Annotated in this window: 1 rRNA gene; it reads left to right on the forward strand. The window is 56.8% G+C overall.

Annotated elements, in window-relative coordinates:
- Positions 1-2,366 (forward strand): 23S ribosomal RNA (locus tag ABZY13_RS33400); the annotation flags it as partial.
- Between the last annotated feature and the right edge of the window lie 22 nt (positions 2,367-2,388).

Genomic DNA, 2,388 nt, shown 5'->3' on the forward strand with positions numbered 1-2,388 from the left:
AGTAGCACGCTCAAGACCCGAAGCGGAGTGATCTAGCCATGGGCAGGTTGAAGCGGAGGTAAGACTTCGTGGAGGACCGAACCCACCAGGGTTGAAAACCTGGGGGATGACCTGTGGTTAGGGGTGAAAGGCCAATCAAACTCCGTGATAGCTGGTTCTCCCCGAAATGCATTTAGGTGCAGCGTCGTGTGTTTCTTGCCGGAGGTAGAGCACTGGATAGGCGATGGGCCCTACCGGGTTACTGACCTTAGCCAAACTCCGAATGCCGGTAAGTGAGAGCGCGGCAGTGAGACTGTGGGGGATAAGCTCCATGGTCGAGAGGGAAACAGCCCAGAGCATCGACTAAGGCCCCTAAGCGTACGCTAAGTGGGAAAGGATGTGGAGTCGCAGAGACAACCAGGAGGTTGGCTTAGAAGCAGCCACCCTTGAAAGAGTGCGTAATAGCTCACTGGTCTAGTGATTCCGCGCCGACAATGTAGCGGGGCTCAAGCGTACCGCCGAAGTCGTGTCATTGCGATATGTACCCCCAACGGGGATCGTGATGGGTAGGGGAGCGTCGTCTGCCGGGTGAAGCAGCCGTGTAAGCGAGTTGTGGACGGTTGACGAGTGAGAATGCAGGCATGAGTAGCGATACAAACGTGAGAAACGTTTGCGCCGATTGACTAAGGGTTCCTGGGTCAAGCTGATCTGCCCAGGGTAAGTCGGGACCTAAGGCGAGGCCGACAGGCGTAGTCGATGGATAACCGGTTGATATTCCGGTACCCGCTGTGAAGCGTCAAACATTGAATCCAGTGATGCTAAGCCCGTGAAGCCGTCGGCTGAGTCTTCGGACGAGGTCGGAGTGGTGGAGCCGGTGGCCCGAGCTGGTAGTAGGTGAGTGATGGGGTGACGCAGGAAGGTAGTCCATCCCGGGCGGTGGTTGTCCCGGGGTAAGGGTGTAGGCCGTGCGGTAGGTAAATCCGTCGCACTTGTGGCTGAGACCTGATGCCGAGCCGATTGTGGTGAAGTGGATGATCCTATGCTGTCGAGAAAAGCCTCTAGCGAGTTTCATGGCGGCCCGTACCCTAAACCGACTCAGGTGGTCAGGTAGAGAATACCGAGGCGTTCGGGTGAACTATGGTTAAGGAACTCGGCAAAATGCCCCCGTAACTTCGGGAGAAGGGGGGCCACACCTGGTGAGGGGACTTGCTTCCTGAGCTGGGGGTGGCCGCAGAGACCAGCGAGAAGCGACTGTTTACTAAAAACACAGGTCCGTGCGAAGCCGTAAGGCGATGTATACGGACTGACGCCTGCCCGGTGCTGGAACGTTAAGGGGACCGGTTAGCTCACTTTCGGGTGGGCGAAGCTGAGAACTTAAGCGCCAGTAAACGGCGGTGGTAACTATAACCATCCTAAGGTAGCGAAATTCCTTGTCGGGTAAGTTCCGACCTGCACGAATGGCGTAACGACTTCTCGACTGTCTCAACCATAGGCCCGGTGAAATTGCACTACGAGTAAAGATGCTCGTTTCGCGCAGCAGGACGGAAAGACCCCGGGACCTTTACTACAGTTTGATATTGGTGTTCGGTTCGGCTTGTGTAGGATAGCTGGGAGACTGTGAAGCCTGGACGCCAGTTCGGGTGGAGTCGTCGTTGAAATACCAGTCTGGTCGTGCTGGATGTCTAACCTGGGTCCGTGATCCGGATCAGGGACAGTGTCTGATGGGTAGTTTAACTGGGGCGGTTGCCTCCTAAAGGGTAACGGAGGCGCCCAAAGGTTCCCTCAGCCTGGTTGGCAATCAGGTGTTGAGTGTAAGTGCACAAGGGAGCTTGACTGTGAGACCGACGGGTCGAGCAGGGACGAAAGTCGGGACTAGTGATCCGGCGGTGGCTTGTGGAAGCGCCGTCGCTCAACGGATAAAAGGTACCCCGGGGATAACAGGCTGATCTTCCCCAAGAGTCCATATCGACGGGATGGTTTGGCACCTCGATGTCGGCTCGTCGCATCCTGGGGCTGGAGTCGGTCCCAAGGGTTGGGCTGTTCGCCCATTAAAGCGGTACGCGAGCTGGGTTTAGAACGTCGTGAGACAGTTCGGTCCCTATCCGCTGTGCGCGTAGGAGTCTTGAGAAGGGCTGTCCCTAGTACGAGAGGACCGGGACGGACGAACCTCTGGTGTGCCAGTTGTTCTGCCAAGGGCATGGCTGGTTGGCTACGTTCGGGAGGGATAACCGCTGAAAGCATCTAAGCGGGAAGCCTGCTTCGAGATGAGGACTCCCACCCACTTGATGGGGTAAGGCTCCCAGTAGACGACTGGGTTGATAGGCCGGATATGGAAGCCAGGTAACTGGTGGAGTTGACCGGTACTAATAGGCCGAGGGCTTGTCCTCAGTTGCTCGCGTCCACTGTGTT

The organism is Streptomyces sp. NPDC006610 (assembly GCF_040611575.1).
In the GTDB taxonomy this organism is placed as follows: Bacteria; Actinomycetota; Actinomycetes; order Streptomycetales; family Streptomycetaceae; genus Streptomyces.